This window comes from Enterobacter sp. ZOR0014, assembly GCF_000798855.1.
GTDB classification, from domain to species: domain Bacteria; phylum Pseudomonadota; class Gammaproteobacteria; order Enterobacterales; family Enterobacteriaceae; genus Enterobacter; species Enterobacter kobei.
This window is the reverse complement of record NZ_JTLF01000367.1, coordinates 1-5,747: the sequence shown is the minus strand read 5'-3', so window position 1 is coordinate 5,747 and position 5,747 is coordinate 1. Positions and strand designations below refer to the sequence as shown.

Sequence of the window (5,747 nt, the reverse complement as noted above, 5' to 3'; positions counted from 1 at the left end):
ATCAAAAAGGATATGACGCCACCTCACTCGGTGCACGTTTTTCTATGTGGATTATTGGTGCTCAAAACGGACTTGCCCACCCCATGGGGCAGTCAGTCGAAGACCGCGAAGTCTGGTCACAGCAATATGTGAAAAATGGACATCCACATCTCGCGGCAGCGCTTGAATTTACCCGGATTCATCTGCACAACGAGTTCATTGAAAAATACTCTCTTCAGGGGATCCCCGGGCTGGTAATATTATTCTTTTTCTATATCTCGATGATCGTGTACGCACTTAAAAATAAAAATGGTCTGCTGCTGACGACCATGCTTCTTTTATTGCTCTATGGTCTGACGGACGTCATTTTGTTGAGCTCAGAGGCGCTCATCTTCTTTGTCACCGTGTTTGCGCTGAGTACACTCTTTTCACAAACCAGACAGCGCCAGTAAGTGATAATGCCCGCCATGCGGGCATTATTTTTTCTTGTGTTGATAAAACTCCGCCAGCGTCATCCCCACCGTCTTGTCGGATAACCAGCTAAACAGCGCTTCCAGATCCTGGTATAACCCCTCGATCGCCGCCTCGTCCTTAAACGTAGGACTCCCCCCGGGCATAAATTCCGACGAATGGAGCATAAACTCGACGTAATCATTTCCCTGAGAAAGGCATTGCTGCGCAACCTCAATCATCTGCGACGCATTACCACCTGTCGGACGTAACCAGTTCACAGAAGGTGAGCGGTATTTACCACGAAGACGATCGTAACCCTGTTTGATCGCGTTCAGCCAGGCAGGATGTTTATACTGAATGCTCATTGGCACTTCGAGTAAAGGGCTCGTGCCCGCCCGGGAAATATCGTTAACGTCAATAAAGTATGCATGGTCCGGAAAATGTTGGTAATCCGTCCCACCATGGCCTTGCGGAGCCCCCTTCGCATTGCGCCAGTTCACTCGCGGCGTCACCGAGCAATCAACCTGATACCCCAGCTCAATCAGTAACCCGGCATAACGGCTATCAAACGCCCAGCGCCCGGCGCGGTGGCTTAACATTTTGGTCTGGAACGTCTCTTCCAGCAGGCGGGTCATGAACAGCACTTTCTCGCGCATCACCTCGTCTGAAAATTCAATCAAATAAGGCTGCCAGCGCCAGTCATCACCCGTGAGATCGTGCTCAGGCGGGCTATTCCATGCGTGGAGGTGCATGCCCACCTCCCCCTGGCCGCGAGCGATCACGTCCCTGGCGAAGTCGATGAAAACGGGCTCGATCGCCATCTCATAGTTTGTCAGCCACACGGGCTTAAAGCCGAAACGTTCACACAGCGTCTGGAACCGGGCCAGATAGCGCGCGTTTTCCGTTTTAATGACGCGGTGGTTCTGCCAGAGATTATCGCCCTCAGTATCAATCGTGATGATAAACGCGGGTTTTTTCATAATGAGTCCGCAAGACAGGGAAGTTAGCGCTATGTTACGCACTCTCCAAACCATCAGTAAACCCTTGCTGGGAAATTCCTGAGATTATGGAGAAAGAGTGCAAGTCGCTATCAGGTCTATTAGAATTGCCAACAGTACAACGCCGATAAGATGATGATGAATAACTTACCTGACACGCCTGATTTGCGCATTTTACTGATCAAACTCCGCCATCATGGCGATATGTTATTGACCACCCCCGTCATTGATTCATTACGTCAACACTGGCCACACGCGCAAATTGATGTGCTGTTGTATGAAGAAACGCGCGACATGCTCGCCGCGCATCCGGCAATTGGCACCATTTATGGAATCGATCGTAAATGGAAGCACCTGGGCACACTCAAGCATCTACAGAAAGAGTGGCAGTTGCTGTGTGCGTTAAGGAAACAACATTATCATCTGGTGATTAACCTTGCCGATCAGTGGCGTAGCGCTATTGTCACCCGCTTCACCGGCGCGCCGGTTCGTCTCGGATTTGCCTTTAACAAACGCAACAATGCATTCTGGCGTTTTTGTCACAGCGATTTAGTCTCCGTTGCAAATCACCAGTCTCTGCACACCGTCGAGCAAAACCTCTCCATTCTGTCTCCATTACAGGTCGCGGCGCAGCCCGCCGTCACCATGGCCTACAGCGCAGATGACTGGCACTTCGCCCGCCAACAGCTGGAGAAAAAGGGTGTAAGTGATAACTATATCGTGATTCAGCCAACATCCCGCTGGTTCTTCAAATGCTGGGATGAAGACAAAATGGCGCAAACGATTACCGCGCTGCAGCAAGATGGGCATACCGTCGTACTCACGGCCGGGCCGGATAAAAAAGAGATGGCGATGATCGATCGCATTCTCGCCGCGTCCCCGAAGACCGGCGTCGTCTCGCTGGCCGGTCAATTAACGCTGCGCCAGCTTGCAGCGCTGATCGATCATGCCTGCCTGTTCATTGGGGTTGATTCGGTTCCGATGCATATGGCCGCCGCGCTGCAGACGCCCTGCGTGGCACTCTTTGGCCCTTCCAAACTGACGTTTTGGTCTCCGTGGCAGGTCAACGGCGACGTTATCTGGGCTGGCGACTTCGGCCCGCTCCCCGATCCGGACGCCATTGATACCAACACTAAAGAGCGCTATCTCGACGCCATTCCCGTGGATGCTGTCGTCTCTGCTGCAAAGAGATATCTGTCATGAAACACCATCGTCTGGCTATTGTGCGCCAAAAATATCGTCCTGATGGCGGAGCGGAACGGTTCGTCTCCCGCGCGCTCACCGCGTTAAGCAACCAAAATCTTGAGCTGAATGTCATCACCCGTGAATGGCAGGGAGAAAAGCAGGACGACTGGCATATCCACATTTGCGATCCGCGAAAGTGGGGCCGCATCAGCCGCGAGCGTGGTTTTGCTCATGCCGCACGTGAACTGTGGCAACAACAACAGTTTGATATTGTGCAAAGCCACGAGCGAATCCCGGGCTGTGACATCTACCGCGCAGGCGATGGCGTCCACCGCCGCTGGCTACTGCAGCGTGCACGCATTCTACCCGCCTGGCGTGCAAAGATGCTGATGGTCGATCGCTATCACCGCTATGTGATGCATGCCGAACGAGAGATGTACCAGGCACCGGAACTCAAAGCGGTTATCTGTAATGCGGAGATGATCAAACGCGAAATTGTCGAAAATTTTGATATTGACGCAAAAAAAATACATGTAATTTATAATTCTATTGATTCCAGCCGCTTCGTTCCGGCTCAGGAGGCGCAACGTGCCGCGCTGCGTCAGCAATTTGGTTTGCCAGCCGATGCCGTGGTGTTCTGTTTTGTCGGCTCCGGGTTCGAACGAAAAGGCCTGGCCAGCGCCATACGTGCTATCGCTGGGACAGCGGCATGGCTGATTGTGGTTGGACAGGATAAAGCAGAAAGTCGTTATCGCGATCTTGCCCGTTCACTCCGCTGCGAAGGGCAAATCCGTTTCCTGGGGATGCAAAAAGAAACGCTTCCTTTTTATCAGCTATCCGATGGTTTACTGTTGCCAACGCTGTATGATCCCTTTCCTAACGTCATTCTTGAAGCGATGGCCTGCGGTTTACCCGTCATCACTTCAGAGAGTTGCGGAGGCGCTGAATTTATTCAGCAAGGCCAGAACGGATTTTATTGCGACGCCCTTGATATCAACACATTGAAGGAAGCGATATCCGCCATTCCTTCTCTGGAAAAAAATAACAATATGGGACGCGCGGCACGGGAACGTGTGAAAGACGCCACCCCCGAAAAACTGTCAAGTCAGCTTATTTCGCTTTATCAAAAATTACTGGATTAAAAATGCGCATCCTAATGATTATTGATGGTTTACCCGGTGGGGGAGCTGAAAAAACGGTTCTTACACTTTCCAGTGGATTGATAGAAATGGGACATCAGGTCTCTCTCTTCTCCCTGCGAAAAGTGTGCGATTACGCCATCCCGGAAGGCATTGATTATCAGGTTGTTCAGGATACCTGCAAAAAACCGTGGCGAAAGCTGACGGAGATCCCACGCCGCGCCCATCTGCTGGATCGGGCTATTGAGCGGGCTGAACGCAGCGGAAAATTTGACGTTGTGTTCTCTCATTTGCACAAAACCGACCGCATTGTTGCACACTGCCGTGCGCTGGAACGCGATAAAGTCTGGTTTTGCGTGCATGGCATGTTCTCGTTCTCCTATTTGCGCCATCGCCGCGGGCTTTCTCGCTGGTTTAAGCATCTTAAAATTCGTCATACCTACGAAAATCGTAATGTTGTCGCTGTTTCAGGCGCCGTGTTGAAAGATCTTTCAGAAACGCTGGCGCTCACTCTTCGACGCAAAGCGGTAATCCATAACCCGTTTGATATCCCTGAAATTCAGCGTCTGGCTGATGCCCCCTTTGAAATGCAAGGGAGGGATTACATCATTCATGTTGGCCGCTTCCATGAGCACAAACGTCACGATCGGCTTTTACGTGCGTTCGCACTGAGTCAACTTGACACTACACTGGTCATGATGGGCAATGGATCCGACGCCAAAATCCAAAAACTACAGCAGCTTGCCAGAGATTTGGGTATTGAAAACAAAACGGTTTTCCGCCCATTCGACGCCAACCCCTACCCCTGGATAAAAGGGGCGCGGCTCTTAGTGTTAAGTTCTGACTGCGAAGGTTTTGGTAATGTGCTGGTCGAATCCATTATCTGCCAGACCCCGCCGGTCAGTACAAATTGTCCAGGAGGCCCCGCTGAAATCCTCACGGGAGACCTGGCGCGCGGGCTGTCAGAGTTAAACGACGAATCGCTGGCAAAAACGCTGGTCGATATTTATACCTCCCCGCCGGTCGTTGGCGGTGCAACCATTGCGTCGTTCGGCATCAATGCCATTTGCCGTCAATATATTGCTTTGGTCGACAATCAAAAATAATCAGGTTTCTTATGCAAAATTCAGCGCCATTATTAAGCGTGGTGGTTGCCGTATATAACGGTGAAGCTTTTCTGGATCAGTTCTTTACCTGCCTTGTAAATCAACGCATCGACAGCATGGAAGTCATTATTGTCAATGACGGCTCTACTGACGGTTCGATGCAGATCGTCGAAAGCTGGCGTGAAAAACTGCCGCAGTTGCAGGTGATTGAGCAGCAAAATCAGGGCGTATCCATCGCGCGTAATACCGGCCTGGCCGTAGCAACGGGTCAATATCTCTCTTTCCCGGATATTGATGATGTCTTCAAGCCGGGCATGTACCAGCGTCTTCTGGATATGGCCGTCACGCAGGATTTGGATGTCGCGACCTGCAATGGGAACTACGTCTGGGAAAACAACAAGAAACCCTCTCGCCCTATTTTCCCTGAAGATAAACTCGCCTCGACGGATGTCATGACTGGCCCGGCGTGGTTAAAGAAGGCGCTGGATTCACGAAAGTTCCTGCACGTCACCTGGTTAAACATCTATCGCCACGACTTTATTCGTAAACACAGTTTCCATTTTGAACCCGGCCTTCGCCATCAGGATATTCCGTGGACGACCGAAGTGCTGCTTGCCGCGGAACGCGTTCAGTACACCAGCGAACGCTTTTATGACTACTACATTCACTCTGCTTCGGTATCGCATACTCCGGATAATGACGACACGCTGATTCGCTCCGCCCGTCATTACATGAAAATCCTGCAGATGCTTGACGCCATTAACCAGCGTTACCCGGATAAAGTGAAAAATATCCCGGCTTGCCACTGGCAAATCGCCAAAGAGGGGCTGGGGATCATTCATACCTTCGACAACATGAAGGATGAGGCGAAGAAGACCATGATGTTC

At 51.3% G+C, this 5,747-nt stretch carries 5 protein-coding genes and 1 pseudogene; 5 read left to right on the top strand and 1 reads right to left on the bottom strand.

Going from position 1 to position 5,747, the window contains the following annotated elements:
* Window positions 1-431, top strand: a pseudogene (locus tag L977_RS24820) (O-antigen ligase family protein); the annotation flags it as partial.
* Window positions 432-455: 24 nt separating this feature from the next.
* Here L977_RS24820 and L977_RS20975 read toward each other — a convergent pair.
* On the bottom strand, window positions 456-1,412 hold the full coding sequence (locus tag L977_RS20975) for a polysaccharide deacetylase family protein (RefSeq protein ID WP_047626865.1): 957 nt from the start codon (window positions 1,410-1,412) through the stop codon (window positions 456-458).
* A gap of 150 nt (window positions 1,413-1,562) precedes the next feature.
* Here L977_RS20975 and rfaQ point away from each other — a divergent pair, with 150 nt between their 5' ends.
* From rfaQ to L977_RS20955, 4 genes are all read left to right on the top strand, one after another.
* Entirely contained in the window at window positions 1,563-2,633 is a 1,071-nt protein-coding gene (rfaQ, locus tag L977_RS20970) for a putative lipopolysaccharide heptosyltransferase III (RefSeq protein WP_023331724.1), read from the top strand.
* Window positions 2,630-3,757, top strand: a complete 1,128-nt coding sequence (locus L977_RS20965) for a glycosyltransferase family 4 protein (RefSeq protein ID WP_047626864.1) — start codon at window positions 2,630-2,632, stop codon at window positions 3,755-3,757. Before rfaQ ends, L977_RS20965 begins: the two co-directional genes overlap by 4 nt.
* 2 nt (window positions 3,758-3,759) lie before the next feature.
* Entirely contained in the window at window positions 3,760-4,860 is a 1,101-nt protein-coding gene (locus L977_RS20960) for a glycosyltransferase (protein ID WP_047626863.1), read from the top strand.
* Between the two features lie 11 nt (window positions 4,861-4,871).
* Window positions 4,872-5,747 (top strand): glycosyltransferase (locus L977_RS20955; protein WP_047626862.1); only part of this gene is annotated, 876 nt, incomplete at its 3' end.

Bases quoted from the DNA above. Each gene is read 5' to 3' on its own strand.
- L977_RS20975 (WP_047626865.1), bottom strand. From the start codon at position 1,412: ATGAAAAAACCCGCGTTTATCATCACGATTGATACTGAGGGCGATAAT.
- rfaQ (WP_023331724.1), top strand. From the start codon at position 1,563: ATGATGATGAATAACTTACCTGACACGCCTGATTTGCGCATTTTACTG.
- L977_RS20965 (WP_047626864.1), top strand. From the start codon at position 2,630: ATGAAACACCATCGTCTGGCTATTGTGCGCCAAAAATATCGTCCTGAT.
- L977_RS20960 (WP_047626863.1), top strand. From the start codon at position 3,760: ATGCGCATCCTAATGATTATTGATGGTTTACCCGGTGGGGGAGCTGAA.